The sequence below is a fragment of the Streptomyces sp. Z26 genome, assembly GCF_003665095.1.
GTDB classification, from domain to species: Bacteria; Actinomycetota; Actinomycetes; order Streptomycetales; family Streptomycetaceae; genus Streptomyces; species Streptomyces phytohabitans.
Map to the genome: position 1 here is coordinate 1,611,535 of NZ_RCHV01000002.1, position 25,609 is coordinate 1,637,143.

The following is a 25,609-nucleotide window of genomic DNA, read 5'->3' on the forward strand; positions in this document are numbered from 1 at the left end:
CCGCGCGGCGACCCGTTCACCCCACCGCCTTCGCCATCCGCCGCACCGCCTCCGCGAGCACCTCGGGCGACGTCGCCAGGTTCAGCCGTACGTGGCCCGCGCCGCCCGTGCCGAAGGACGTCCCCGCGTTGAGCGCGACCCGGCCGCGCTCCAGGAACGCGTCCGCCGGTTCGTCGCCCAGGCCGAGCGCCCGGCAGTCCAGCCAGGCCAGGTACGTGGCCTCGCCCGGCCGGTGGCGCACACCCGGCAGGTGCTCGGCGAGCAGCGCGGCGAGCGACCGGCGGTTGGCGTCGAGACCGGCGAGGACCGCGTCCAGCCAGTCGCGGGCGTGGTCGAGCGCCGCCGTGTGCGCGATGATCCCCAGATGGCTCGGCCCGTGGCTCACCTCCTCCGGGAGGCGGGCCAGGTCGGCGGCGGAGTCCGGTCCGGCGACGGCGACGGCCGCCTTCAGGCCGGGCAGGTTCCACGCCTTGGACGCGGACAGCAGCGACAGCCCGTCCTCGCCGCCCGGCACGCTGAGGTACGGCACGAAGGTGGCACCGCCCGCCACGACCGGCGCGTGGATCTCGTCCACCACGACCCGTACGCCGTGCTCCCGCGCCAGCGCCGCCACGGCGGCCAGTTCGGCGGCGGTGTGCAGCGTGCCGGTGGGGTTGTGCGGGCTGCACAGCAGGTACGCGGCGGGGCGCCCGCCCGCGGTGGCGCGCGCGAAGGCGGCGGCGAGGGCGGCGGGGTCGAGGCGGCCGTCGGCGTCGAGGGGTGCCTCCTCGACGCGGCGGTCCATGTTCCGTACGAACTGGTAGAAGGGCGGGTAGACGGGGCAGTTGACGACCACGGCGTCGCCCCTGCCGGTGACCAGCTTCAGCATCTCGACGGCCCCGAGCATCACGTCGGGCACGATCGCGGTGCGCCCGACGGCGAGCCCGTCCCAGCCCCAGCGGTCGGCCGCGAACCGGGCCAGCGCCTCCGCGTACGCCGTCCCCGCCGGGTAGCCGGTGTCCCCGCGCCGCAGCGCGTCGGTGAGCGCGCGGACGACGGGTTCGGCCTGCGGGACGTCCATCTCCGCGACCCAGAGCGGCAGTACGTCCTCGGGGTACGCGCGCCACTTCATGCTCGTACGGCGGCGCAGCTCGTCGAGGGAGAGGCGGTGCAGCGGGGAGGCGGCCAGGGGGTCGGGGGCGGGGGCGGGGTCGGGGGTGTCCGGTCCGGCGGCGGCAGCGGTGGCGGGGTGGCGCGGAGGGCTGTCCATGGCCTCACGATAGGCACGGGCGACCGTAAGCGACAGACCGTGTCACGCCCCTTACCGGCGGGGGTGGTCGCCGTGCCGTACGGGCCCCTGCCCGACCGCGCGAAAAGGGCGTGCCCGGCCGGGGTCCGCGCGGTAGGGTCGCGGCCGATCGCGCCGGGCCCCCGGCGCGCGGGAGCGGTGGCCGGAACGGCCGGGCACGGACAGGGAGTCGGGATGCGGCGAGCCTTCGGAGCAGTCGAGTCGCAGTGCGCCACCTTCCTGACTCCCGAGGACTCACGTGCCCCACTCTTCCCACCCGTCCCGCGCACCCCACCACCCGGCGCCCGCTGAGCCGCCGCCCCCACCGGCGTCCGGCCCGAACCGCGCACCCGGTACGCCCGGTACGCCCCGGACGCTGAACCTCGGTGTCCTCGCCCACGTGGACGCGGGCAAGACCAGCCTCACCGAACGGCTGCTGTACGACCACGGCGCCGTGCCCGAGTTGGGCAGCGTCGACGCGGGCAGCACCCGTACCGACTCCGGCGCGCTGGAGCGGCGGCGCGGCATCACCATCCGTTCCGCCGTCGCCGCGTTCCGCGTCGGCGACCTCCAGGTCAACCTCGTCGACACCCCCGGCCACCCCGACTTCGTCGCGGAGGTCGAGCGGGCGCTGTCCGTGCTCGACGGCGCCGTGCTGGTGCTGTCCGCCGTGGAGGGCGTGCAGGCGCAGACGCGTGTGCTGATGCGGTCGTTGCGGAAGCTGCGGCTGCCGACGCTGGTGTTCGTCAACAAGATCGACCGTACGGGCGCGCGCGACGCCGCCCTCCTCGCCGACGTACGCCGCCACCTGGCGCCCCACCTCGTACCGTTGAGCGCCGTACGGCACCCCGGCACGCCCGCCGCGCGCGCCGTACCGCTCCGCCTGGACGACGAAGCGGAACGGGAGCGCGCGGCCTGGACCGCCGCCGAGCACGACGACGCGCTGTTGGCGCGGCTGGCCGACGGGAAGGTGCCCGCGCGGGCGGAGTTGGAGGCGGTGCTCGCCGCGCAGACGGCGGCGGGGCTGCTGCACCCGGTCTGGTTCGGGTCCGCGCTGAGCGGGGAGGGGACGGCCGAACTGGTCGCGGGCATCGGCACGTTCCTGCCCCCGGCCGGGGACAGGGGCGGGGCGGACGACACCGGCGACACGGACGGCGGGCCGCGCGGCACGGTCTTCGCCGTGGAGCGGGGCGACGGCGGCGAGAAGACCGCGTACCTGCGGCTGTTCGCCGGGGAGGTACGGGAGCGGCAGCGGCTGACGTTCCGGCGGCGCGAACCGGGCGGCGCGGTCGGCGGGTTCACGGCCCGGCTGACCGGCCTGGACGTCGTCGCCCCGCCCCCGCCGCCCGGCGCGGACCCGCGCACGCCGGGCCCCGCCCGGCCCCCGGTGCTCGCGGCGGGCGGCGTCGGCAGGCTGCGCGGCCTCGCGGAGGTACGGGTCGGGGACCGGCTCGGCGCGCCGTACGGCGGCCGGGCGGACGAGCCGCACTTCGCCCCGCCCGGCCTGGAGACCGCCGTACGCCCCGCGCGGCCCGGCCCCGGGCGCGCGGCCGGACTGCACGCCGCCCTCGCGGCCCTCGCGGACGAGGACCCGCTGATCCGCACCCGCGACACCGGCGACGGCGCCACCTCCGTACTGCTCTACGGCGCCGTGCAGCGCGAGGTGATCGCGGACCGGCTCCGTACGGCCGGGATCGAACCCGTCTTCGCGCCCATCCGGCCCGTGCACGTCGAACGGCCCGTCGGCACGGGCGAGTCCGTGACCGAACTCCGGCGGCACGGCGGGAACGACTTCTGGGCGACCGTCGGCCTGCGCGTCGAGCCCGCCCCACGGGGCAGCGGCGTCACCTTCGCGCGGGACGTCGAGTGGGGCACCCTGCCGCGCGCCTTCCACCGCGCGATCGAGGAGGCGGCGCTGCGCACCCTCGAACAGGGCCTGTACGGCTGGGAGGTGACCGACTGCCGCGTCACCTGCACGCGGGTCGGCTACGAGGCCCCGATGAGCACCGCCGCCGACTTCCGGCACCTCACCCCCGTCGTCCTGCTGCGCGCGCTGCGGTCGGCGGGCAGCAGGGTGTACGAGCCGTGCCGCGCCGTGGAGGCCGAGGTGCCGCCGGACACGCTCAGCGGGGTCGTCGGCGCGCTCGCGGCGCTCGGCGCGGAGGTCACGGGCACGGCGCCACGGGACGCCGGGCAGGAGCGGGGGCGGGGGCGGGACGCCGGGGCGGACGCGCCCTGGCTGGTCACGGCGGAGCTGCCCGCCCGGCTCGTGCAGCACGTGACGGAGGCGCTGCCCGGACTGACGCGCGGCGAGGGCGCGGCGTGGTCGGGGCCCGGCACGGACCGGCCGGTGCGGGGGACGCCGCCGCGGCGCGCGCGCACCGACGGCGATCCGCTGCGCTACGACGCGTACCTGCGCTTCCTCTCGGACCGCACCCTGTCCCGTACGGACACGGGCTCGCGCACGGGCGCGGGGTCCCGTACGGACACGGGGTCCCGTACGGACGGCGCGCCGGACTGACGGGTCGGCGGCGGGGGCCCGTACGCGGCGTCCCCGCCGCCCACCCCTTTCGATGCACGGACGTATCCGATACATTCGCGCATCGGAAGAGGGTGGTCGCCATGTCGGCGTCAACGGCCCCGGCCCGCCGGGGGACTTCGCCGTCCGGTCGGCGGGTGACCGCGCGCCGCGCGGACACGCGGCGGCGGCTGCTGGACGCGGCGCTGGAGGTGTTCGCCGGGGACGGCTTCGGGCGGGCCACCGTCGAGCGGGTCTGCGAACGGGCGGGCTTCACGCGCGGCGCCTTCTACTCCAACTTCTCGTCCCTGGACGAGCTGTTCCTCGCCATGTGGCAGGAGCGTTCGGCCCGGATGGTCGACGAACTGCGGGCGGCGCTGGCCGACATGTCCGCCGTCGCGCCGGACGCGACGCTGCGGGCCGCGCTGAGGGCGATCCCCCTGGACGACACCTGGCAGCGCGTGACGGCGGAGTTCACCGCGCACGCCCTGCGCGTACCGGCCCTGCGCCGCGAGGTGGCCGCCCGCGAACGGGCCATCCGGGACGCCCTGCTGCCCGTCCTCGTCGAAGCCCTCGCCCGCGCCGGGCGGCGGGTGCCCGACCGGACCACGCTGGGCCGGGCGCTGGTCGCCGTGCACGACGGCACGGCCGCGCAGGTGCTGTTGGAGCCCGACGACGCGGAGGCCGTACGGCGCCGCGAGGAGCTGTTCCTGCACGTGCTGGCGGCGTACAGCACACCGGCCGGGGACGGGACCGACGGCCCGTGGCACGTACGGGAACCGGCGGACGACGTGACGCACGCGGGCGGCACCAGGGCCGCGCCGCGCACGGGGAGCACGCCGGTCGAGGCACCGGCCGAGGAGGAGCAGCGTCCATGAGCAGCAGCCAGCACGGGCCCGTACCGGCCGCGGACGGCACCGCCCGCCGTACCGCGCTCGTCACCGGCGCCTCCTCCGGCATCGGCGCGGCGGTCGCCACGGCCCTCACCGCGCGCGGCTACCGCGTGCTGGGCACCAGCCGCGACCCCGCCACCGTGGCCGCGCCGGTGCCCGGCGTCGAGTACCTCGCGCTGGACCTGACCGAGGACGACAGCGTCGAGGCGTGCGCGGCCGCCGCCGGGCCGGTGGACGTCCTCGTCAACAACGCGGGCGAGAGCCAGAGCGGTCCGCTGGAGGAGCTGCCCATGGCGGCCGTCCGGCGGCTGTTCCAGACGAACGTCTTCGGGGCCGTACGCCTCACCCAGCTCGTCCTGCCCGGGATGCGGGAACGCCGGTACGGGCGCGTCGTGATGGTCGGCTCGATGCTCGCCAGCTTCCCGCTCGCGTACCGCTCCTCGTACGTCGCCTCCAAGGCCGCCCTGCGCGGCTTCGCGTCCGCCGCGCGCCGCGAGGTAGCCCCGTACGGCGTGCGGGTCTGCACCGTCGAGCCGGGGTCGATCAGCACCGGCATCAGCGAGCGCCGCACCCAGTACCTCGCGGACGGCTCCCCGTTCGCGGACGAGTACGCCGCCATGCTCGCCGCCCTCAACTCCCACGAGGCGCACGGCATCCCGGCCACGAAGGTCGCCGCGACCGTCGTCCGCGCCGTCGAGGCGCGGCGCCCGCGCCCGCTCTACGGCGTGGGCAGCAACGCCCAGCTCGTCTTCCCCCTCAAGCGCCTCGTCCCCCGCTCGGCCGTCGAACGGATCGTCTCCCGCCGCCACGGCCTGGGCTGACCCGCGCCCGAGCCCTCGCCCGAACCCCCGCCGCGACGGCCGGGTTTCGGCCACGGCCGAAACACCTCGCGGCGCCGCGCGCCCCCGCCGCACACTCCTCGTACGCCCCGAGGCCGTACGCCGGGGGCGGACGGGGGGATCATGCGGGCACGGGTACGCCGGAGCGCCATCGGCGCGTGGCGCTCGACGGCGGCGGGGGTGGCGGGAGCGCTGCTCCTCGTCACCGCCGCGAGCGGCTGCGGCGGCGACGGGGACGCGGACGGCGGCGCGGGCGACGGGGGGACGGACCGGCCGAGGCGGGCGACCGCGCACGAACTCGCCCTGCTGGACCGGGCGGAGGAGACCCTCGTCGCCCGCTGCATGACCCGGCACGGCTTCCGCTACCACCGGACTCCGCCGCCCGCGCCCGACGCGCTGCGCGACTTCCCGTACGTCGTCGACGACACGGGCTGGGCCCGCAGGCACGGCTACGGCGGCGACCTGCTGCGCGCGGCCGAACGGGAGCGGACCCACCACCCCGCCGCCGCGTACGTGCGCGGCCTGGCGCCCGAGCGCAGGCGGGCGTACACCGCCACCCTGTACGGGGGCGACGGCCCGGCGCTGGAGGTGACCGTCCCCACGGGCGGCGAGATCCGGCAGTCCCGTACGGGTTGCCTGGCTGAGGCGCAGGGGCGGCTCTACGGCGACTTCCGCGAGTGGTTCCGCGTCGACACCCTCGCCTCGAACCTCCCCGACCACGGGGAAGCGCTGCGCCGTACGCCGGACTTCCGCGCCGCCGTGGACCAGTGGGCCGGGTGCATGCGGGAAGCGGGGCACCCGTACGACAGCCCCGACGAACTCCAGCGCAGGCTGCCCGCCCTCACCGAGGGCGCCGACGCCGAGCGCGCCCACCGCACCGAGGTGCGGCTCGCCACCGCGGAGGCGGAGTGCGCCGCGGCACCCCGCTCGCGGACACGGTGCGCCGCCTGGCACGGAAGCTCGCGCTCCGCGACCGGGAGCGGTACGGCGCGGAGATCGCGGCCCGCGACCGGATGCGGCTGGCCGCGCTGGAGCGGGCGAAGGACCTCGTCGGCACCGGACGGGCCGCCGACTCGAAGGAACGTACCGGGCCGCACTGAGCCCGGACGCACGGTACGCGGTCACCGGACGACGACCACCGCGTGCCGGGGGAATCATCACCGATCACAGGGGGAACAACGATGCGCAAGCTCACGCTCGCACTCACCGCCGCGGCCTCCGCCGCCGTCCTCGGGACCGTGGTCCCGGTCACGACGGCCGCCGCGGACACGACGGCGTCGGCCACCGAGGTGCGCGACGTCGCCGCGGCCGACCTGAACTGCTCGGAGACCGTCGCCAAGTACCACGACACCGGCACCGTCAACGTCTACAACGCGGGCGACTGCGGCGGCGCCGCGATGTGCAAGGACGTCGACAACGACAAGGACTACTCGCGGGACGGCGACTGCACGGGCAGCGACAACGACAGAACCAGCTCCGCCGTGAACCTGGGTTGGAGCGGGACCAACGACGACGTGCGCTTCTACTTCAACGCCGGCTACAACGGATACGTCGGCTGCCTCGGGCGCGGGAAGTTCTGGAGCTCGATGGGCACGTACGACGACAGGGTCTCGTCCCACAAGTGGGCGAACTGCTGACCCGCGCCGCCCGTCGGTGACCGTCCCGCGCGGGTACGGCCGGAGCGCTCCGGCCGTACCCGCGCGCGGCCCGTACGCGCGCGTACGCACCGTGCCGGGGGTGTGGAGGGACTGTGCGGCGGGGCGCGATCATGAGGCATCATCTGGAGTCATGGGGATAGTCGCCGGTCTGGACAGTTCAGCTGAGTACACGCGCATCGTCGTCTGCGACGCGGAGACGGGCGCGGTCCTCAAGCAGGGGTACGCGGAGCACCCGGCCGAGCGCGACGACCCGCAGTCGTGGCTGATGTCCCTGGGCCGGGCCGCGGGCGCGGGGCAGTTGGCGGACGTCACGGCCATCGGCGTCTCCGCGCAGCAGCAGGGGCTCGTCGCCCTCGACGCGACCGGCCAGCACGTCGGCCCGGCGCTGCTCGGCAACGACCGGCGCGTGCAGACCGCCGCGGCCGACCTGAGCGAGGCGCTGGGCGGCCGGGAGGCGTGGGCGCAGGCCGTGGGCGCCGTACCGCAGGCCGCCCACCCGGTGTCGAAGCTGCGCTGGCTGGCACGGAACGAGCCGGAGGCCGCGCAGCGCGTCACCGAGGTGATGCAGCCGCACGACTGGCTGGTGTGGCAGCTGCTGGGCCGCCCCGAGCGGCGTACGACGGACCGCGGCGACGCGTCCGGCACCGGCTACTGGTCGGCGGCCACCGGCACGTACCGTCCCGACCTCGTCGAACTGGCCCTCGGCCGACAGGTGCGGCTGCCCGACGTGCTCGGCCCCGCCGAGGCCGCGGGACGTACGCCCGAGGGGCTGCTGATCTCCGCCGGTACGGGCGAGACGATGGCCGCCGCGTTCGGGCTGGGGGTCGGCGTCGGGGACGCGGTGGTGTCGCTGGGCGCCTCCGGTTCCGTCTTCGCCGTGCACCACGAGGCGCTGTCCGAACCGACCGGCATGATCACGTCGTTCGCGGACGCCACCGGCATGCACCTGCCGGTCGTACGGACCCTCAACGCCGTACGCGTGCTGCGCGGCACCGCGGAGCTGCTCGGCACCGACCTGGACGGGCTGTCGGAGCTGGCGCTGAAGTCCACACCGGGCGCGTCCGGGATGGTCCTCCTCCCCTACCTGGAGGGCGAGCGCACCCCCGAACTCCCGCACACGGCGGGCTCGTTGCACGGGATGCGGCGCGAGAGCATGCGGCCCGAGCACCTGGCGCGGGCCGGTGTCGAGGGCATGCTGTGCGGGCTGGCCGACGCCCTGGACGTGCTGCGGAACCGCGGTGTGCAGGTGCGGCGCGTGTTCCTGCTCGGCGCGGCGGCCGACCTGCCCGCCGTACGGGCGGCGGCGCCCGGCCTGTTCGGCGCGCAGGTCCTCGTGCCGCAGCCCGCCGACTACGCGGCGCTGGGCGCGGCCCGGCAGGCGGCGTGGGCGCTGACCGGCGGCGGCGCGCCCCCGGCGTGGCCCGCGCCGGAGTGCCAGGTCCTCGACCCGGGCGAGGAGGGGCCGGTGGGGGCGGCGGTGCGGCAGCAGTTCGTGACGGTGCGGGAGCAGGCGTACCCGGGCGCGTTCGGCTGAGGCCGAGGCGAGGGCGGGCACGGGGGCGGGCGCGGACGGTGGGGCGCGGGGCGGGGTGAACTCCCCTTCCCCGCACGCCGGTTGACCGGGCCGCGCGCGGCGCGTTCGGGGCCGCGCGCCCGCCCGCGTCAGTGCGTGAAGACGATCCTCCCCCGCGCGTGCCGCCCCTCGCTCAGCTCGTGCGCCGCCGCGGCCTCCTCCAGCGGGAACGCCGCCGCCACCGGCACCCGTAGCCGCCCCTGCCCCGCCAGGGCGACGGCCGTGGCCAGCCCGTGCACCGCCAGCGGATCGGCGCCCGAGCCCACGGCCGTACCCGTCGCGTCCGCCGGGGCGCCGTGCGACAGGTGCACGCCGAGCGCGACCGCCGCCGGGTCGGGGACGAGCGTCACCACACGCGCCGGGTCACCGGCGAGGGTGACGAGGTCCGGCAGGGCGCCGCCCGCGCAGTCGAGGACGGCGTCCGGGCCGTCCGGTACGAGCGCGCGCACCCGGTCGACCAGCCCCGGACCGTACGCCGTCGGGCGCGCCCCGAGGGTGCGCAGGAAACCGTGGTTGCGCGGGCTCGCCGTACCGACGACCGCCGCCCCGCGCGCCGCCGCGAGCTGCACCACCACCGTGCCCACACCACCCGCCGCGCCCTGGACCAGCAGGGTGTGCCCGGCGCCCACCGCGAGGCGGTCGAGGACGCGGGTCGCCGTCTCCACCGCGCCCGCCGCGCCGCCCGCCTCGCGCCAGCTCCACGCCGGGGGCTTCGGCGCCCAGGCGGCCAGTACGGCGTGGTCGGCGTTGGCCCCGCGCTCGCCGGGGGCGGCCATGCCGAACACCTCGTCACCGACGCGCGTACCGGTCACGCCCTCCCCCACCTCGTCGACGACACCCGCCGCGTCGAAGCCCGTACGCCACGGGAACGCGACGGGCACCACGCCACGCAACTTCCCGGCGCGGATCGACGTCTCCCCGGTCGACAACCCGGAGGCACGTACGGCGACGCGTACCCGGCCCGGCCCCGCGTGCGGTGCGGCCACCTCGACGACACGCAGCACGCCCGGCGGCCCGTACTCGCTGAACTGGAGTGCTCTCATGGGCGCCGACCGTAACGGGGCGCCCGGCCCGACCGACCGAAGTGAGAGTGGTGACGCCCGAAGTGGTAGCGAAGATGCGCTCGGACGCCCGGGACAACCACGAGCGCATCCTCCTCGTCGCGCGCGCGGCCTTCGCCGCCGAGGGCCTCGACGTGCCGATCCGGGACATCGCCCGCCGCGCGGACGTCGGCGTCGCCACCGTCTACCGGCACTTCCGTACGAAGGAGGCGCTGCTCGCCGAGGCGTTCGCCGAACAGCTGGCCCGGTGCGCGACGGTCGTCGCGGAGGGCGCGGCGGCGGACGACCCGTGGGACGGCTTCTGCCAGGTCGTCGGGAAGCTGATGGAGATGCACGCCCTCGACCGCGGCTTCGCCCGCGCCTTCACCTCGCAACTGCCCGAGGCGGCGGTCTTCGCCGCGGAACGGGACCGTACGCTGCGCGCGGTGCTCGCCCTGATCCGGCGCGCGAAGGACGCGGGCTCCCTGCGCCCCGACTTCGTGCTGGAGGACTTCGCCATGGCCCTGATGGCCAACGAGGGCATCCGCGCCGAGTCCCCGCAGCTGCGGGTCGCCGCGTCGCGCCGCTTCGCGGCCCTGATGCTCCAGTCGTTCCAGGCCCACCCGACCACGGCGCCGCTCCCCCCTGCCGTACGCCTGCCCCTCTCCCGCGCCTGACGCCCCACGGGGGCGGGTACGGGGTGCCGCGCGCGGCGGGCCCGTGGCAGAATCGCCGCCGACGCCCTCGCCGTGGCCCCCGGCCCGCCGACCCCGTCACCGTCGCGTCGCCGGATCTGCCCGGCGACCCGTCCCGACCGCGGCGCCCTCCGGGCCCGCGTCGGCTCGCGCCACGCGCGCATCCCACACTCCCCGCGGAAACCCGCCCCCGTACCACCCGCCGTTCCGGCCGGGGGGTACGGATGGCCGCCGCGCCCACCGAACGGAGCACCACCCGTGCGTACCGACCCCACCACCGGCCCGACCCGCGGCCCGGCGACCGGCCCGACCGCCCGCCGGATCACCGACGGCCCCGAACGGGCCGTCGTCGAGGACCTCCTCGACCACAACCGCGCCGCCCTCGCCGCGACCGTCCGCGGCCTGTCCGAGGCCGACGCGCGGCGGCGGCTCGTACCGTCGCTGACGACGCCGATCTCGCTGCTCAAGCATGCCGCCGCGGCGGAGCGGATCTGGTTCCAGCGGCTCTGGGCGGGGCTGGACGCGGCCGACTGCGACGGCTACGCGGAACGGGACGAGGGCACGTTCGCCGTCGCCGACGACGAGTCGCTGGCCGACGTGGTCGCCGAGTTCGAGCGGGCCGGTGCCCGGTCGCGCGCGATCGCCGCGCGCTTCCGCCTCGACGACACCCGGCACGACCCCCGGGAGGGGACGGTCAGCATGCGGTGGACGCTGCTCGCCATGGCCGAGGAGTTCGCCCGGCACGCGGGCCACGGCGACATCCTCCGCGAACAGCTGCTGGCGGCAGGAGGGCGACGTACGGACGGGGAACGGGCGGACGCGGACGGCGTACCGCCGGCCGGTCAGTCCAGATAGCCGCGCAACTGGTCCGCGAAGGCGTGGTCACGGAGCTTGTTGAGGGTCTTCGACTCGATCTGGCGGATGCGTTCGCGGGTGACGCCGAAGATCCGCCCGATCTCCTCCAGCGTCCGGGGTCTCCCGTCCACCAGGCCGTACCGCAGCTGGACGACCTTCCGTTCGCGTTCCCCGAGGGTGGAGAGCACCGCCTCCAGGTGCTCGCGCAGCAGCAGGAACGCGGCGGACTCGACCGGCGAGGGCGCGTCGCCGTCCTCGATGAGGTCACCGAGGTTGACGTCGTCCTCGTCCCCGACGGGCGCGTGCAGGGAGACCGGTTCCTGGGCGAGCCGCAGCACCTCGGTGACGCGTTCGGGGGTCAACTCCAGCTGTACGGCGACGTCTTCGGCCGTGGGCTCCTGCCCGCGCTCCTGGAGCAGGCGGCGCTGCACCCGTACGACGCGGTTGATCAGCTCGACGACGTGCACGGGTACGCGGATGGTGCGGGCCTGGTCCGCGAGCGCGCGGGACATCGCCTGGCGGATCCACCAGGTCGCGTACGTCGAGAACTTGTAGCCACGCGCGTAGTCGAACTTCTCGACGGCCCGGATCAGCCCGAGGTTGCCCTCCTGCACGAGGTCCAGCATGGTCAGGCCGCGGCCCACGTAGCGCTTGGCGACGGAGACGACGAGCCGCAGGTTGGCCTCGATGAGGCGGCGTTTCGCCATCCGGCCGAGGACGACGATCCGGTCCAGGTCCAGGGCGAGCTGCGAGTCCAGGTCACCGGCGGAGCTGAGCCGTTCCTCCGCGAACAGGCCCGCCTCGACGCGCCGCGCCAGCTCGACCTCGTCGGCGGCGGAGAGCAGCGGGATGCGGCCGATCTCGCGGAGGTACTGCCGGAACAGGTCGGCGGAGGGGCCGCTGCCCGCGCCCGTGCCGGGCCTGGCGGCGACGGGTGCGTCCAGGTCGGGCTCCGGGTGACCGGCCGGCGCGGGCTCGGGGAGCGGCAGCCGCCGGGCGGCCGCCGCGTCGGCGGGGGGCGCGGCGGGGGCGGACGCGGGAGCGGCGGGCGCCGCGTCGGTCAGGGTCTGGGTCTGCACGGGGGCGACCTCCAGGGTGATCGCTGCCGGATCGGGGGCGACGTGCGGGACTCCGGGGACGGTCGCGGCCGGGCCACGGCCCGTCCCGTGAACGATGTGCGGATCCGCGGGGGCCGTGGCCCCTCCCGGCCAGCACCGCCGCGCTCCGATGACTCAGGCACCGCTCTTCAGTGTGGAGTACGACACACTCCCGCCACGAGAGTCGTGCGCGCAGTTTTTGCCCTGGGGTGCCGGACGTCCCGTGTGTCCGCCCCGTCACATGTGTACGGGGTCGCCGCCCGGAGGCGCGTACGCGCCCGGCCCGCGCCCCCACCGCGGGCCGCCCCGCGTCAGAGCGCCGCCGCGCCCTTCTCGCGCAACCCGCGCCCGTACTGCTGGAGTTCCCACAGCTGCGCGCGGACGGGCGCGGAGCCCTCGTAGTCGCGGCGGGCCTCCATGCGCAGCGCGCTGCCCTCCAGTTCGACGATGCGCGCGTTGACGGCCGCGAGGCGTACGGCGACCAGCTGCTCGCCCGCGTACAGCTCGTCGGGCTGCCGGGACACGCGCGGTGCCTCGACGGCGAGTTCGGTGATGAGCGTGCGCACGGTGTCGTCGGGGGCGGCGTCCCGTACGCGCGTGAGGAAGTCGTCGTCAGCCGCCGTCACACCGCCCGCCGCCTCGACGGCCTGCCGCAGGACGGCGTACGGGGGCGCGGTGAACTCGTCGGCGCCGTACGCGTCGAAGGCGGGCGCCACCAGTTCGGGCCGCTGGAGGGCGAGCTTCAGCAGTTCGCGTTCCACGCGGTGCGCGGGGCTGCGCAGGTTCAGGGCGGGGCCGCCGCCGAAGCCGCCGCCCGGCGCGCCCTTCCCGTACGCGCCACCGCCGCCGTACGCGCCGCCGCCGTCGGCGTACGGCTGCCCGCCCCGCTGCCGCTGCCCCCCGCGCGGGCCGCCCTCGGGGCCGCCGTCGCGCGCGCCACCACCGCCCGGACGCCCGCCGCGCTCCCGCGCCCAGCGCGCGAGCTGCCCCACGCGCCGCACCACGAACTGCGTGTCCAGGATGCCGAGCAGCCCGGCCAGCCGTACGGCGTGCTCGTGCTGGATCGCGGTGTCCTTGATCCGCGCGACGATCGGCGCGGCCTCCTCCAGCGCCGCCGAACGCCCCTCCGCCGTGTCGAGGTCGTGCTGCTCCACCGCCGACCGGATCGCGAACTCGAACAGCAGCGTCCGCCCCTCCACCAGCTCCCGCACGGCCTCGTCGCCCTTGGCGAGCCGCAGCTCGCAGGGGTCCATGCCGCCCGGGGTGATGGCGATCGACGTACGCGCCGCGAACTTCTGGTCGTCCTCGAACGCCCGCAGCGCCGCCTTCTGTCCGGCGGCGTCGCCGTCGAACGTGAAGACCACCTCGGAGCGGGAGTTGTCCATCAGCAGCCGCCGGAGGATCTTGACGTGGTCGCCGCCGAACGACGTGCCGCAGGTCGCGATGGCGCCCGTGACCCCGGCGAGGTGGCAGGCCATGACGTCGGTGTAGCCCTCGACGACGACCGCGCGGCCCGCCTTGGCGATCTCCCGCTTGGCGAGGTCGATCCCGTACAGCACCTGGGACTTGTGGTAGATCGCGGTCTCGGGGGTGTTGAGGTACTTGGGGCCGTTGTCGTCGTCGCGGAGCCGACGCGCGCCGAAGCCGACGACCTCGCCGGTGATGTCGCGGATCGGCCACAGCAGACGGCCGCGGAAGCGGTCGATGGGGCGGCCGTTGCGGCTCTCCTGGGCGAGCCCCGACAGCACCATCTCCTTGTCGGAGAAGCCCTTGCCGCGCAGGAAGCGCACCAGGTGGTCCCAGCCCGCGGGCGCGTAGCCGACGCCGAAGTGCGCGGCCGCCTCCTGGTCGAAGCCGCGCTCGGCCAGGAACCGGCGGCCGACCTCGGCCTCCGGGCCCTCCAGCTGCTCGACGTAGAAGCGGGCGGCGACCCGGTGCGCCTCGACCAGCCGGGTCCGCTCGCCCTGCTGGCTGGCGCGGCCGTAGCCGCCCTCCTCGTACCGGAGGGTGATCCCGGCCTGCGCCGCCAGCCGCTCCACGGCCTCGGAGAACGACAGGTGGTCGACCTTCATCACGAAGTCGAGGGTGTCGCCGCCCTCCTGGCAGCCGAAGCAGTGGTACAGGCCCTTGCTGGGGCTCACGGTGAACGACGGCGACTTCTCGTCGTGGAACGGGCACAGGCCCTTGAGGTTCCCGCCGCCCGCGTTCCTCAGCTGGAGGTACTCGGAGACGACGGCGTCGATCGGAACCGCGTTCCGTACCGCCTTCACGTCTTCGTCGTTGATCCTGCCCGCCACGCGGGGAAGTCTACGGTGACCCGCCACCGCTCGGACGGGCCACCGCCCCCGGGGCCGTACGCGCCCGGCCGTACGCGCCCGGCGCGGCGCCGCCCGGCCGTACCCGCCGCTACGGCACCAGGTCGGTCAGGGCGACGCCGGGGTCGGCCAGCGCGCGGGGGTCGACCGGCCCGCCGGAGCGGATCAGGTCCTGGATCGGCCCGGCCACGTCCCACACGTTGCAGTTGAGCCCGGCCAGCACGCGGTTCCCGCGCAGCCAGAACGCGACGAACTCGCGCTTCCCCACGTCCCCGCGGCACACCACCTCGTCGTAACTGCCGGGCGGCGCCCAGCCGCTGTACTCCAGGCCGACGTCGTACTGGTCGGAGAAGAAGTACGGCACCCGGTCGTAGCCCACCTCCTGGCCGAGCATGGCGCGGGCGGCGGCGGGGCCGGAGTTGAGGGCGTTCGCCCAGTGCTCGACGCGCAGCCGCGTGCCCAGCAGCGGGTGCCGTACGGCGGCCGCGTCCCCGGCCGCGAAGATCCGCGGGTCGGAGGTGCGCAGCGACGCGTCGACCGCGATGCCACCGCCGGGGCCGTCCGCCAGCTCCAGGCCCGCCGACTCCGCGAGGCCCGTACGGGGCGCGGCGCCGATCGCGGCGAGCACGTCGTGCGCGAGGTGCTCCTCGCCGTCGTCCGTGTGCACCGACGCGACCATCCCGGCGTGCCCGGCGATGCTCGTCAGCCGGGCGCCGAAGTGGAAGCGGACGCCGTGCTCCCGGTGCAGGTCCGCGAAGAGGGCGCCGATCTCGGGGCCGAGGACGGTGTGCAGCGGCGTGGGCTCCGGCTCGATGACGGTGACCTCGGCGCCGTACGCGCGGGCCGCCGCCGCCACCTCCAGGCCGATCCAGCCCGCGCCCGCGATGACCAGGTGGCCGTTCTCCCGGCCGCGCGCGGCGAGCACCCCGCGCAGCCGGTCGGCGTGCGCCAGCCGCCGCAGGTGGTGCACGCCCGCGAGGCCGGTGCCGGGCACGTCCAGGCGGCGCGGCTCGGCGCCGGTGGCGAGCAGCAGCGTGTCGTAGTGCACGCGGGTGCCGTCGCCGAGGCGTACGGACCGCTCGTCGCGGTCGATGGCCACCGCGGGCTGGCCGAGGTGGAGTTCGACGTCGGCACCGGCGTACCACCCGGGCTCGTGCACGAAGACGCTCTCCCGCGCGTCCGTACCGGCCAGGTAACCCTTGGAGAGCGGGGGACGCTCGTAAGGGTGGTCGCGTTCGTCACCGATCAGGATGACGCGCCCGGTGAAACCCTCCGCGCGCAAAGTCTCGGCCGCTTTCGCTCCGGCCAGGCCACCGCCGACGATGACGAACGTTCGATGTGCGTCGACCACTTGATGCCTCCTCGCTGAGACGCTGTCCCCCGGCGTTAACCGTTCACAGGGAGCGTCCCGCATCGGCTGTGCCTCGGGAAGAGGCAATGGAGTGGACCAGTCCACGACGACCGTCGGCGGACCGGCCCCGGCGCCAACGGCCCACGGGCGTACGGCGGTGGCGGCTCGGCGCGGGCTGGTCGCGGCTCGGCGCGGGGGTCAGCGGGACGACGCGCGCCCCACCAGCCGGGCGTGCAGGGAACGCGCCGACGCGTCCGTGAGCGAGGCGATCTGGTCCACGAGCACGCGCAGCCGCGCCCGGTCGTCGTCCGCCGCGTCGAACAACGCGCGGAACTGCGGGTCCAGCCCCTCCGGCGCCCCGGCGCCCAGCGCCTCCGCCAGCTCGGCCAGTACGACGCGCTGCTCGGCGCGCAGCCGCTCCTGGTCGGGGCGCTGCATCACGTACCGGTCCGCGACCGCCTTCAGCACGGCGCACTCCAGCCGCACCCCGTCCGGCACGACCAGCTCCGCCGCGTAACGGGTGAGCCGCCCCGTGCCGTACGCCGCGCGCGTGGCGCCCTCGGCCGCCAGGCAGAAGCGGCCGATCAGCTGGCTCGCCGCGTCCTTCAGCCGGGCCTGGGCCAGGGCCGTGCCGTCGTAGCGGTGCGGCCACCACTCCTGCGCCAGCAACCGGTCGAGGGCGGCGGCCAGTTCCGCCGGGTCGGCGCCCGGGGCGTAGCGCGCGGCGGCGACGGCGAAGATCTCGCGGCGTTCCGGTTCGGCGGCGAGCATGTGCGGGGCGAGGTGGCCCGCGTGCAGGCCGTCCTCGACGTCGTGCACCGAGTACGCCACGTCGTCGGACCAGTCCATCACCTGCGCCTCGAAGCAGCGCCGCTCCGGGGGCGCGCCCCGCCGGAACCAGTGGAAGACCGGCAGGTCGTCCTCGTACACCCCGAACTTCGGTGAGGTCGGGTCCGTGGGGTGGCCGCCCAGCGGCCACGGGTACTTGGTGGCGGCGTCGAGCGCGGCCCGGGTGAGGTTCAGGCCGACGCTGACCTGGCCGTCGGCGTACGCGTCGGGGCCGGGGCCACCGGTTTCCGGGCCGGTTCCGCCCGCGCCGTACGCGAACCGCTTCGGCTCCAGCCGGGCGAGCAGCCGCAGCGACTGCGCGTTCCCCTCGAAGCCGCCGCAGGGCCCGGCGATCTCGGCCAGCGCCCGTTCGCCGTTGTGCCCGAAGGGCGGGTGCCCGAGGTCGTGCGCGAGGCAGGCGGCCTCCACCAGGTCCGGGTCGCAGCCGAGCGCCGCGCCCAACTCCCGGCCCACCTGGGCGCATTCGAGGGAGTGCGTGAGCCGCGTACGCGGGCTCGCGTCCCAGGCGCTCGGCCCGGCGGCGCCCGGCCCCTCCCACCCGGCGGGCACCACCTGCGTCTTGCCCGCGAGGCGACGCAGCGCGGCGGAGTGCAGCACGCGCGCGCGGTCGCGCTGGAAAGCCGTGCGGCCGGGCCGTTTGTCCGGCTCGGGGGCCCAGCGTTCGTCGTCCCCGGGGGCGTACGGGGCGGGTGCGCCGCCGGACCGGCCCGGGTCGGACCGGCCGCCGTACGGGCTGTCGTACGTGCCGCCGTACGGGGCGCGCGCGGTGTGCGCGCCGGTCGCGTGTCGCGGATCGGGGGTGCTGTCGGTACCTCGTGCGCCGTGCATGCACCCGACGGTAGCCCCGCGCACGCCCCACCGCGGCGGCGGACGTACGCGGTACGCGCGGGCACCGCGTGGATCAGGTGCCGGCGGCCGAGGTCTCCTCGTCCACCCAGCGGAGGTAGTCGGCGGAGCCGCGCGTCACGGGCGTCGCGATGATCTCCGGCACGTCGTACGGGTGCGCGTCCCGTACGTACGCCTCCAGCTCGCCGTACCGCGCGGCGCTCGTCTTGAACAGCACCTGCCACTCGGGCTCGGTCCGCACCGCGCCGTCCCAGCGGAAGACGGAGGTGACGGGACCGTTGATCTGCGCGCAGGCGGCGACGCGGCGTTCGACGGCGCCGCGCGCGAGGGCTTCCGCCTGCTCCGCGCTGCCGGTGGTGGTGAGGACGGTGAGGATGTCGGCCATCCGCACACCGTAGCCACGGGGGGCGGCGTGCGGGTCGTACGGGCGCGGGCAGGCGTGCGGGGGCGCGCGACGCGTCCGTTTCGTTCAAGACCGGGCCGCTCCCCGGCCCCTAACGTGCCGGGCATGACCCCACGCTTCGACTTCGTCGGCATGGTGACCGCGGACATGCCCGCCGCCCTCGCCTTCTACCGCCGCCTCGGCCTGGACCTCCCCTCCGACGCGGACTCCGCCCCGCACGTGGAGGCGACGACACCCGGCGGCGTACGGCTCGCCTGGGACACCGTCGAGACCGTCCGCTCCTTCGACCCGGACTGGCGGCCACCGACCGGGGAGGGACGCGTGGCGCTGGCCTTCCGGTGCGACGATCTCGCCGAAGTGGACGCGGTCTACGCGGAGTTGACCGCCGCCGGACACCCCGGGCTGCGGGAGCCGTGGGACGCGGTCTGGGGCCAGCGGTACGCCTCGGTCGGGGACCCGGACGGGAACTCCGTGGACCTGTACGCGCCGCTCCCCGCGCCGGCGGCCCCGCCCGCGTGACGCCACCCGTCCCGGTCACCGGCCCGCGTCGTCACGGCCGCCGGACCAGTTGCGAGAGCGGCACCCCCGCGAGCGCCCTGACCTCGCGGGACAGATGCGCCTGGTCCGCGTACCCGGCCAGCGCCGCCACCCCCGCGAACGGCTCGCCGCCGCGCGCCAGCCGCAGCGCGTGCCGCATGCGCAGCACGCGGGCGAGGGTCTTCGGGCCGTAGCCGAAGAGGTCCAACGCGCGGCGGTGCAGCTGCCGTTCGCTGAGCCCGGCCGCGGCGGCGACGTCCGCGACGCTCCGCCCGCGCGCCAGCGCGGCGGGCACCAGGCGGCCCAGCGGGTCGGCCGGTGCGCACGGCCGGGCCGCCGCCTCCAGGGCGGCGCCCGGGTCGGGCGCCGCGGCGACCCGCTCGGCCAGCCACCGCACCTCGCGCGCGGGCCGGAGCGCGTCGAACGGCACGCGCTGGTCGCGCAACTCGTGCGCGGGCACGCCGAGGACCGACGGGCCGGTGCCCGGGGCGAACCGCAGCCCGATCAGGGCGCTGCCCGCGAAGCCGGGCACGACGTGCGCCCGGGTGTCCGGGCCCGCGACGAGGAAGCCGCCCGGTCCCCCGCCGGGCGCCGCGTCGTACCAGATCAGGTCCATGCAGCCGTCCGGCAGCACCCGCGTCTCCCCGGCGACGGCCCCCGCCGCCCCGGCCGCCCCCGCGTCGGGGGTGACGGTCCACAGGACGGTGCCGCCGCCGAGCCGTGACGGCCGTTCTCCGTACATGCCCCCAGCATGCCGGAGACCACCGACAGCGGCCCCGCGAGCGAGCGGCACGGGCGGCACCGGCGGCGTGACCGGTACGGACCCACCGCCCCGTACCGGCCACGCCGCGCCCCGGGGAACACCCCGTACCGGCCATGCCCGGCACGTCCGCGCCGCCGACGCTCGCCTCACCGCCCCCGCCGCCCTACGCTGTGCCCCCGAGGCGGAGCGGCCCCCGGGGGCGGGCGGTCGCGCGAGGCGAGGAGTACGACGGGCGATGGGCTGGACAGCACGGGACATCCCCGACCAGAGCGGCCGCACCGCGGTCGTCACGGGCGCCAACAGCGGCCTCGGCGAGGTGATCGCGCGCGAGCTGGCGCGGCGCGGCGCGCGGGTCGTGCTGGCGTGCCGCAGCGAGGAGCGCGGCGCGGCGGCCGTACGGCGGCTGCTGGCCGAAGTGCCGGAGGCGCGGGCGGAGTTCAGGCCGCTGGATCTGGCGGACCTGGCGAGCGTACGGGCGTTCGCGGCGGGCCTGCCGTACGACCGGGTGGACACGCTCGTCAACAACGCGGGGCTGATGGCGGTGCCGTTCGCGCGGACCGCCGACGGCTTCGAGACGCAGTTCGGCGTCAACCACCTCGGGCACTTCGCCCTCACCGGGCTGCTGCTCGACCGGCTGCTGGCGGCGGGCCGGGCGCGGGTGGTGACCATGTCGAGCATGGCGCACGCGATGGCCAACATCGACATCCACGACCTCAACAGCGCGCACGGGTACCGCAGTTGGCAGGCGTACTGCCGCTCGAAGACCGCGAACCTCCTCTTCACCCACGAGCTGGCGCGCCGCGCGGAGGGGCAGCCGCTCACCGCCGTCGCGGCCCATCCCGGCTACGCCGCCACGGAGTTGCAGGCCAAGGGCCCCCGCCTGGCGGGCAGCCGGGTCCGCGAACGCGTGATGCGCCTCACGCTGCTCGTCGCCTCGTCGGCGGACCACGGCGCCGCGCCCGGCCTGTACGCCGCGACCGCGCCCCGCGTCGCGCCCGGCGCCTTCCTCGGCCCGACCCGGCTGGGTACGCGCGGCGCGCCCGGCCCGGCCTGGCGGGCGCCGTGGACCCGGCACGACCTGGCGGCCGAGCTGCTGTGGTCGGAGTCGGAGCGGCTGACGGCCGTACGGTACGGGGCGCTGGGATGAGCGGCGCCGCCGCCGGGCCGGAGGACGGGCCGGACGCGGCGGGCGGCGGGCGGGCGCCCCGTGGGGAGACCGGACGCGGCGGGACCGGAGGCGAGGAGGCGGGCGCCGTACGGGTGCTCGTCGTGGACGACGACTTCATGGTCGCCCGGCTGCACCGCACCCTCGTGGAACGGACCCCCGGCTTCACCGTCGTCGGCGAGGCGCGCGGAGGCGCGGAGGCGCTGGCGGCCGTACGGGAGCTGCGGCCCGAACTGGTGCTGCTCGACATGTACCTGCCGGACATCTCCGGGCTGGACGTCCTGCGCGCGCTGCGCGCCAGCGAGGAGCCCGGCACGCACGGCGTGGACGTCCTCGTGGTGACCGCCGCGCGGGACCTGGAGACCGTACGGGGCGCGCTGCGCGGCGGCGCCGTGCACTACATCGTGAAGCCCTTCGAGGTCGGCACGCTCCAGGAGCGGCTGCTCCAGTACGCCCACCGGCGGCGTGAACTGGCCGACCTGGACGCGGCCGGCCAGGCCGACCTGGACCGGGTCTTCGGCGGCGGCGCCGGGCCGGGCGGTACCGGCGCCGCCGCCCACGGCGCCGCGCGCGCGGGACGTACGGGCGGCGCGGGCGGCGGTACGGCGGCGGGCGGGCGTACGGGGGCCACCGGGGCGGGCTCCGGCCCGGACCCGCACCGGGCGGGGGCGCGCGCGGCGACGGCCGCGGCGGCGGCGAGCCTGCCGAAGGGGCTGACGGCGCAGACGGCGGCGCTCGTACGGCGCACCCTGGACGGCGCGCCGGAGGGCGTCTCGGCGTCCGAGTGCGCCGAACGCAGCGGCCTGTCCCGCGTCAGCGCGCGGCGCTACCTGGAGCACTTCGTCGCGGTCGGCCGGGCCGAGGTGACGCTCCGGTACGGCACGACGGGGCGGCCCGAGCGCCGCTACCACGCGACGACACCGCCGCCGCCGGGCACGGGCCGGGGCGGGCACTGACACCGGGCACCGGCCACTGGCCACGGAGACCGCGCACACAGACGGCCGAAAAGGGACGTACGCCCCAACTCGCCACACGGCCGCCGAACTCCGGATCACTCACACAAGAACCCGACCACGTCCCACCCGTGCGCCCGTGGTCCGTTTTGTACGCCAAAGCAGCAGATGAGGCTTTCCGCGGCGAGACGTGACGTGACTAACAGAACCGTCACCCACCGTAGGTCACTCCCCGCGCGACCCACCCTCACGTCGGGTCAACTCGCCTGGCACGCGGCCTGATTCGGATTGCCGAAGCAAAGATCGGCAATCACGGAGAGGTAACGGAAAGGAGCGCAGGGTGGCTTCCTCGGCGCTCGTCTTCCCGTGACCGGTCGGACGTAAACGAACGCTCCTTGCCGGGACGAATGGGGTGTGTTTTCGTTTCGAATCCCGCCGCGACTTCGCGACGGGCCTCACCGGGACGCCTAGTCCTGCCGCCCGGTCGAGGAGCCAACGTCACCGTCACGGCAGGAGTGGGGGACCCAGGTAAGTGCCGCACGTGCGCCCAGCACGGTCGGCTTGGGGTGAAGTCACGCGCTCACGTGGCCCCGACACGTGTGCGCGGACCGGGCAACTCCAGCCCGAACCCGACAGCTCACCTCGCAGGCGTAGGAGAGGAAGCACCACTATGTCTGCACGCGGACGTCATCGCCGCCCCCGTACCCAGCGCATCGCACGCGCCACCCTCGCCCTCACGGCGGGTGGCGCGGGCATCGCCCTGCCGCTCATGGGCGCGGGCAGCGCCAACGCCGCCTCGGTGGACACCTGGGACCAGGTCGCCCAGTGCGAGTCCACCGGCAACTGGAGCATCAACACCGGCAACGGCTACTACGGCGGGCTTCAGTTCAGCCAGAGCACGTGGCAGTCCTTCGGCGGCACGAAGTACGCCGCGACCGCCGACCAGGCCACCAAGGCGCAGCAGATAGAGATCGCCGAGAAGGTGTTGGCCGTCCAGGGCCCGAACGCCTGGCCCGTCTGCGGCCCCAAGGCCGGTCTGACGCAGAACAGCGGCTCCCCCGACATCGACCCCTCCGGTGAGGGCGACCAGGGCGGCCAGCCCCAGGCCCAGCCCGAGAAGCCCGCCGCCGAACCGGCCCCGAAGCAGGAGGCCCCGAAGGCGAAGCCCGAGGCCAAGCCCGCCGAGCGCGAGCAGGCACCCGCGGCCGACCGCGGCAAGCGCGAGGCCAAGTCCGCGGACTACACCGTCAGCTCCGGCGACACCCTGTTCCTCATCGCCAAGGCCGAGGGTGTGGACGGCGGTTGGGAGCGGATCTACGAGAACAACCGCGACGTCATCGGTGACGACCCGAACCTCATCTACCCCGACCAGCAGCTGTCGCTGAACTCGTCGGGCGGGTCCGAGCAGCGCTCCTCGCGTTCGGAGTCGCGTCCGGAGACCCCGGCGCCGCAGCCGAAGCAGGAGGCCCCGAAGGCGGAGCCGAAGGCCGAGCCCGAGTCGAACGGCGGCGAGCAGGCGGCCGCCCCGTCGAACAGCAGCGGCTTCCAGAAGCCGGTCGACGCGCCCACCAGCACCCCGTACGGCGCGTCCGGCGGCAGCTGGTCCAGCGGCAGCCACACCGGTGTCGACTTCTCGGCCTCCAGCGGCACCTCGGTGAAGGCCGTCACCAGCGGCACCGTGGTCTCCGCGGGCTGGGGCGGCTCGTACGGCAACGAGGTCGTCGTGAAGCACGACGACGGCCGCTACAGCCAGTACGGCCACCTGTCGTCCCTGTCGGTGTCGGCGGGCCAGACCGTCGGCGCGGGCGACCAGCTCGGCCTCTCCGGCTCGACGGGCAACAGCACCGGCCCGCACCTGCACTTCGAGATCCGGACCGGCCCGAGCTACGGCTCGGACATCGACCCGCTGGCGTACCTGCGGGCCAACGGCGTCTCCGTCTGACCCCGTTCCGACTGACGCAGCTCCGGCTGACCCGGGTCCGGCTGCCTGGACGGCGACGTCCGCCCGGCACCGCGACCACCGCACCACGCAAAGGGCGCCCTTCTCGGCGGAGGAGGGCGCCCTTTGCGTGTGCGTGCGTACGGCCGGGGTACGGCCTACGGGCCTACGGGCCTACGCCGACGGCTGGCGCGGCAGGTGGATCGCCGTGACGACCAGCCCGTCCCGGGCGACCCAGCGGCCCGAGAAGCCGTGCCGCCGGACCCCGCCGATCAGCGGGGCGGGCACCAGGAGGCGGGCGTGGAAGGTCCGTTCGACCTCGTCGACCTCGATCTCCGCCTCGGCGAAGTCGAGTTCGGTGCCCGTGTGCGGATACCACGTCTTGAAGACGCTCTCCTTGGCGCTGAACAGCAGCCTGTCCCAGGCCACTTCGGGCACGCGCGCGGACAGCTCCGCGATCCACTTCTGCTCGGACGGCAGCGAGACGGCCTCCAGCACACCGTCCGGCACCGGCCCGTTGGGCTCCGCGTCGATGCCGAGCGACAGCGTGTCCTCGGCGCTGGACACCACCGCCGCGCGGTAGCCGGTGCAGTGCGTCATGCTGCCGACCACCCCGTCCGGCCACTGCGGCGCCCCGCGCTTGCCGGGCACCAGCGGCACCGGCGGCTGCCCCAGCCGCCCCAGGGCGGCGCGCGCGCAGGCCCGTACGGTCGTGAACTCCCGTTGGCGCTGCGCCACCGCCTTCGCGACGGCCGCGGCCTCCTCCGGGTAGAGCGTCTCCGGGCCGCCGCGCGAGGTGTCGTCGAACGCCTCCTCGGCGTGCACCGTCGCGGGCAGGATCTCCTCGATCATCAGCGGCCCTCCCCCGTGCCCCGGCCCGCCGGGGCGCCGGACGACGACGGCTCGGGCAGGATCTGCCGCAGCGGCGTACGGGGCGGCCGCGGGCGCCACTCGCGCGGGTAGCCGACGGACACCTCCTCGAACCGCACCCCGTCGTGCCAGGTCACGCGGGGGATGTGCAGGTGCCCGTAGACGACGGCGGCGGCGCGGAAGCGCGTGTGCCAGTTGGCGGTCAGCTCGGTGCCGCACCAGTTCGCGAACTCCGGGTAGCGCAGCACCCGGGTGGGCTCGCGCACCAGCGGATAGTGGTTGAGCAGCACGGTGCGGTGCGCCGGGTCGATCTGCTTCAGCCGCTCCGTGGTGGCCGCGACGCGGGCGCGGCACCAGTCGTCCAGGCTCGCGTACGGGTCGGGGTGCAGCAGGTACTCGTCCGTGCAGACCACGCCCGCGTCGTGCGCGAGGCGCAGCGACTCGGCCTTGGTGGTGGCCCCGGGGCTGCGGAAGGTGTAGTCGTACCCGACGAACAGGGGCGCCACCGTGATCGGTTCGTCGCCGCCCTCCCAGACCGGGTACGGGTCCTCGGGGGTCAGGATGCCCAACTCCCGGCACAGCTCGACCAGTCGCAGGTACCTCTTCTCACCGCGCAGGTCCACGGTGTCCTGCGGGTGCGTCCACAGCTCGTGGTTGCCCGGTGCCCAGATCACCTTCGCGAAGCGCGAAGCCAGCAGCCGGAGCGCCCACTCGATGTCCTCCCACTTCTCGGCGACATCACCCGGCAGCAGCAGCCAGTCCCCGTCCGAGTCGGGGCGCAGGCCCTCGACGACGGTGCGGTTCTCCTCGTACGCCACGTGCAGATCGCTGACGGCGAGCAGTTTTCCCGACGACGACACGTACGGCCTCCCCCATCTTTCTCGTACGGCACCGCCTCGCGGTCCGGCCCGCCCGTCGGCTCGTCGCCGCGGGCACGGCAGCCCAGCGTACCCATCGCGGATGACACCCGTATTCCGCGGTCGGCCGTACGTGCGACGGAGCCCGGACCGTACGGGCGGGTAGGCGGGCGGGCGTACGGGCGAGGCCACCGGGAGCGTACGTATGGGCGGAAGGGGGCGGGCCCCCGCACAGGGCCCGCCCCCTTCCCGGGTCCGGGACCGGCCGCCGCCGGTGAGGGTGTGCGGCGGCCGGTCCCGGAGGTCTCAGCACCCGGTCCCGGGGG

21 protein-coding genes, 1 pseudogene and 1 riboswitch are annotated in these 25,609 nt (G+C 75.9%); of the genes and pseudogenes, 12 read left to right on the forward strand and 10 right to left on the reverse strand.

The window, feature by feature from the left end; translation table 11 throughout:
• Positions 1-16: 16 nt before the first annotated feature.
• Positions 17-1,111 carry an aminotransferase class I/II-fold pyridoxal phosphate-dependent enzyme gene (locus D7M15_RS07110; RefSeq protein ID WP_240649594.1) on the reverse strand — a complete coding sequence of 365 codons (1,095 nt, stop codon included), beginning with the start codon at positions 1,109-1,111 and terminating at the stop codon, positions 17-19.
• Positions 1,112-1,643: 532 nt separating this feature from the next.
• Between D7M15_RS07110 and D7M15_RS07115 the strand changes: the two genes are divergently transcribed.
• From D7M15_RS07115 to D7M15_RS07140, 6 genes are all read left to right on the forward strand, one after another.
• Positions 1,644-3,788, forward strand: a complete 2,145-nt coding sequence (locus tag D7M15_RS07115) for a GTP-binding protein (protein ID WP_121520372.1) — start codon at positions 1,644-1,646, stop codon at positions 3,786-3,788.
• A gap of 155 nt (positions 3,789-3,943) precedes the next feature.
• Positions 3,944-4,663, forward strand: a complete 720-nt coding sequence (locus D7M15_RS07120; protein ID WP_240649168.1) for a TetR/AcrR family transcriptional regulator — start codon at positions 3,944-3,946, stop codon at positions 4,661-4,663.
• Positions 4,660-5,499 (forward strand): SDR family oxidoreductase, encoded by an 840-nt coding sequence (locus tag D7M15_RS07125; protein WP_121516715.1) that lies wholly within the window; start codon positions 4,660-4,662, stop codon positions 5,497-5,499. The genes D7M15_RS07120 and D7M15_RS07125 overlap by 4 nt, the downstream gene beginning before the upstream one ends.
• A gap of 141 nt (positions 5,500-5,640) precedes the next feature.
• Positions 5,641-6,834, forward strand: a complete 1,194-nt coding sequence (locus D7M15_RS28920; RefSeq protein ID WP_240649169.1) for a hypothetical protein — start codon at positions 5,641-5,643, stop codon at positions 6,832-6,834.
• A complete protein-coding gene (locus D7M15_RS07135; protein ID WP_240649170.1) occupies positions 6,807-7,154 on the forward strand; it encodes a hypothetical protein in 348 nt (115 codons plus the stop codon). The genes D7M15_RS28920 and D7M15_RS07135 overlap by 28 nt, the downstream gene beginning before the upstream one ends.
• Positions 7,155-7,305: 151 nt before the next feature.
• Positions 7,306-8,709 carry an FGGY family carbohydrate kinase gene (locus D7M15_RS07140; protein WP_121516718.1) on the forward strand — a complete coding sequence of 468 codons (1,404 nt, stop codon included), beginning with the start codon at positions 7,306-7,308 and terminating at the stop codon, positions 8,707-8,709.
• A 128-nt stretch (positions 8,710-8,837) separates the two neighbouring features.
• Here the strand turns inward: D7M15_RS07140 and D7M15_RS07145 are convergent, their stop codons facing one another.
• Positions 8,838-9,791, reverse strand: a complete 954-nt coding sequence (locus tag D7M15_RS07145) for an NADP-dependent oxidoreductase (RefSeq protein WP_121516719.1) — start codon at positions 9,789-9,791, stop codon at positions 8,838-8,840.
• Between the two features lie 74 nt (positions 9,792-9,865).
• On the opposite strand from D7M15_RS07145, the gene D7M15_RS07150 reads away from it, so the two are divergent.
• Both D7M15_RS07150 and D7M15_RS07155 read left to right on the forward strand, forming a co-directional pair.
• Positions 9,866-10,465: a TetR/AcrR family transcriptional regulator gene (locus D7M15_RS07150; protein ID WP_121516720.1), complete on the forward strand. Its 600-nt coding sequence runs from the start codon at positions 9,866-9,868 to the stop codon at positions 10,463-10,465.
• 276 nt (positions 10,466-10,741) lie between these two features.
• Positions 10,742-11,338 (forward strand): DinB family protein, encoded by a 597-nt coding sequence (locus D7M15_RS07155; protein ID WP_206337330.1) that lies wholly within the window; start codon positions 10,742-10,744, stop codon positions 11,336-11,338.
• Here the strand turns inward: D7M15_RS07155 and D7M15_RS07160 are convergent.
• From D7M15_RS07160 to cutA, 5 genes and pseudogenes are all read right to left on the reverse strand, one after another.
• Positions 11,326-12,578 (reverse strand): annotated as a pseudogene (locus tag D7M15_RS07160) (RNA polymerase sigma factor). The gene D7M15_RS07155 and the pseudogene D7M15_RS07160 sit on opposite strands and share 13 nt — an antisense overlap.
• 168 nt (positions 12,579-12,746) lie before the next feature.
• Positions 12,747-14,732, reverse strand: coding sequence for a DNA primase (gene dnaG / locus D7M15_RS07165; protein WP_121516722.1), 1,986 nt, complete (start codon positions 14,730-14,732; stop codon positions 12,747-12,749).
• Positions 14,733-14,841: 109 nt separating this feature from the next.
• Complete coding sequence (locus D7M15_RS07170) at positions 14,842-16,101, reverse strand: FAD-dependent oxidoreductase (RefSeq protein WP_121516723.1); 1,260 nt, start codon at positions 16,099-16,101, stop codon at positions 14,842-14,844.
• 198 nt (positions 16,102-16,299) lie between these two features.
• A complete protein-coding gene (locus tag D7M15_RS07175) occupies positions 16,300-17,778 on the reverse strand; it encodes a deoxyguanosinetriphosphate triphosphohydrolase (RefSeq protein ID WP_121516724.1) in 1,479 nt (492 codons plus the stop codon).
• Between the two features lie 73 nt (positions 17,779-17,851).
• Positions 17,852-18,181 (reverse strand): divalent-cation tolerance protein CutA, encoded by a 330-nt coding sequence (cutA, locus tag D7M15_RS07180; RefSeq protein ID WP_121516725.1) that lies wholly within the window; start codon positions 18,179-18,181, stop codon positions 17,852-17,854.
• Positions 18,182-18,304: 123 nt separating this feature from the next.
• Between cutA and D7M15_RS07185 the strand changes: the two genes are divergently transcribed.
• On the forward strand, positions 18,305-18,718 hold the full coding sequence (locus tag D7M15_RS07185; protein WP_121516726.1) for a VOC family protein: 414 nt from the start codon (positions 18,305-18,307) through the stop codon (positions 18,716-18,718).
• Positions 18,719-18,749: 31 nt separating this feature from the next.
• Here D7M15_RS07185 and D7M15_RS07190 read toward each other — a convergent pair whose 3' ends face one another.
• On the reverse strand, positions 18,750-19,478 hold the full coding sequence (locus D7M15_RS07190; RefSeq protein WP_121516727.1) for a helix-turn-helix transcriptional regulator: 729 nt from the start codon (positions 19,476-19,478) through the stop codon (positions 18,750-18,752).
• 256 nt (positions 19,479-19,734) lie between these two features.
• On the opposite strand from D7M15_RS07190, the gene D7M15_RS07195 reads away from it, so the two are divergent.
• The 3 genes from D7M15_RS07195 (at position 19,735) to D7M15_RS07205 (ending at position 23,559) form a co-directional block, all read left to right on the forward strand.
• Positions 19,735-20,646 (forward strand): oxidoreductase, encoded by a 912-nt coding sequence (locus tag D7M15_RS07195; RefSeq protein WP_121516728.1) that lies wholly within the window; start codon positions 19,735-19,737, stop codon positions 20,644-20,646.
• Positions 20,643-21,620 (forward strand): response regulator, encoded by a 978-nt coding sequence (locus tag D7M15_RS07200; protein ID WP_121516729.1) that lies wholly within the window; start codon positions 20,643-20,645, stop codon positions 21,618-21,620. Before D7M15_RS07195 ends, D7M15_RS07200 begins: the two co-directional genes overlap by 4 nt.
• 483 nt (positions 21,621-22,103) lie before the next feature.
• A riboswitch (cyclic di-AMP (ydaO/yuaA leader) is annotated at positions 22,104-22,281 on the forward strand.
• A 6-nt stretch (positions 22,282-22,287) separates the two neighbouring features.
• Positions 22,288-23,559 carry a transglycosylase family protein gene (locus tag D7M15_RS07205; protein ID WP_121516730.1) on the forward strand — a complete coding sequence of 424 codons (1,272 nt, stop codon included), beginning with the start codon at positions 22,288-22,290 and terminating at the stop codon, positions 23,557-23,559.
• 171 nt (positions 23,560-23,730) lie between these two features.
• On the opposite strand, the gene D7M15_RS07210 is transcribed toward D7M15_RS07205, so the two are convergent.
• Positions 23,731-24,408 (reverse strand): 4'-phosphopantetheinyl transferase superfamily protein, encoded by a 678-nt coding sequence (locus tag D7M15_RS07210; RefSeq protein ID WP_121516731.1) that lies wholly within the window; start codon positions 24,406-24,408, stop codon positions 23,731-23,733.
• Positions 24,408-25,286 (reverse strand): metallophosphoesterase, encoded by an 879-nt coding sequence (locus tag D7M15_RS07215; RefSeq protein ID WP_121516732.1) that lies wholly within the window; start codon positions 25,284-25,286, stop codon positions 24,408-24,410. Before D7M15_RS07215 ends, D7M15_RS07210 begins: the two co-directional genes overlap by 1 nt.
• Positions 25,287-25,609 lie beyond the last annotated feature (323 nt).

What these genes read in the sequence shown, in the direction of transcription:
- D7M15_RS07110 (WP_240649594.1), bottom strand. Translation starts at nt 1,111, where the DNA reads ATGAAGTGGCGCGCGTACCCCGAGGACGTACTGCCGCTCTGGGTCGCG.
- D7M15_RS07125 (WP_121516715.1), top strand. Translation starts at nt 4,660, where the DNA reads ATGAGCAGCAGCCAGCACGGGCCCGTACCGGCCGCGGACGGCACCGCC.
- D7M15_RS28920 (WP_240649169.1), top strand. Translation starts at nt 5,641, where the DNA reads ATGCGGGCACGGGTACGCCGGAGCGCCATCGGCGCGTGGCGCTCGACG.
- D7M15_RS07140 (WP_121516718.1), top strand. Translation starts at nt 7,306, where the DNA reads ATGGGGATAGTCGCCGGTCTGGACAGTTCAGCTGAGTACACGCGCATC.
- D7M15_RS07145 (WP_121516719.1), bottom strand. Translation starts at nt 9,791, where the DNA reads ATGAGAGCACTCCAGTTCAGCGAGTACGGGCCGCCGGGCGTGCTGCGT.
- D7M15_RS07150 (WP_121516720.1), top strand. Translation starts at nt 9,866, where the DNA reads ATGCGCTCGGACGCCCGGGACAACCACGAGCGCATCCTCCTCGTCGCG.
- D7M15_RS07175 (WP_121516724.1), bottom strand. Translation starts at nt 17,778, where the DNA reads ATGCACGGCGCACGAGGTACCGACAGCACCCCCGATCCGCGACACGCG.
- cutA (WP_121516725.1), bottom strand. Translation starts at nt 18,181, where the DNA reads ATGGCCGACATCCTCACCGTCCTCACCACCACCGGCAGCGCGGAGCAG.
- D7M15_RS07185 (WP_121516726.1), top strand. Translation starts at nt 18,305, where the DNA reads ATGACCCCACGCTTCGACTTCGTCGGCATGGTGACCGCGGACATGCCC.
- D7M15_RS07190 (WP_121516727.1), bottom strand. Translation starts at nt 19,478, where the DNA reads ATGTACGGAGAACGGCCGTCACGGCTCGGCGGCGGCACCGTCCTGTGG.
- D7M15_RS07195 (WP_121516728.1), top strand. Translation starts at nt 19,735, where the DNA reads ATGGGCTGGACAGCACGGGACATCCCCGACCAGAGCGGCCGCACCGCG.
- D7M15_RS07200 (WP_121516729.1), top strand. Translation starts at nt 20,643, where the DNA reads ATGAGCGGCGCCGCCGCCGGGCCGGAGGACGGGCCGGACGCGGCGGGC.
- D7M15_RS07205 (WP_121516730.1), top strand. Translation starts at nt 22,288, where the DNA reads ATGTCTGCACGCGGACGTCATCGCCGCCCCCGTACCCAGCGCATCGCA.
- D7M15_RS07210 (WP_121516731.1), bottom strand. Translation starts at nt 24,408, where the DNA reads ATGATCGAGGAGATCCTGCCCGCGACGGTGCACGCCGAGGAGGCGTTC.